At 42.6% G+C, this 251-nt stretch carries 1 protein-coding gene; it reads left to right on the forward strand.

What is annotated here, in order from left to right; all coding sequences use genetic code 11:
• Nucleotides 1-251 (forward strand): DUF3450 family protein (locus tag AB4512_RS25085; protein ID WP_372176165.1); only part of this gene is annotated, 251 nt, incomplete at both ends.

Here is a 251-nt window from a genome sequence, read left to right on the forward strand (position 1 = left end):
GCAGATCGATGAAATTAAACTAACGCGTCAAGGTGTTGTGCCTTTAATGTACAAGATGATCGATGGCCTCCAAGAAGTTATTGAAAGTGATCTTCCTTTCAAGAAAAAGAGCCGTCTGCGTCGCGTTGAAAAGCTGAAAGCGATGATAACTCGTGCTGATGTCAGCGACGCTGAAAAATATCGCCGTATCTTAGAGGCGTATCAAATTGAAGTGGATTACGGTATTAAGCTCAGTTCTTATTCAAGCCGTG

The organism is Vibrio sp. 10N.222.52.B7, assembly GCF_041474275.1.
Taxonomy (GTDB): Bacteria; Pseudomonadota; Gammaproteobacteria; order Enterobacterales; family Vibrionaceae; genus Vibrio; species Vibrio crassostreae_C.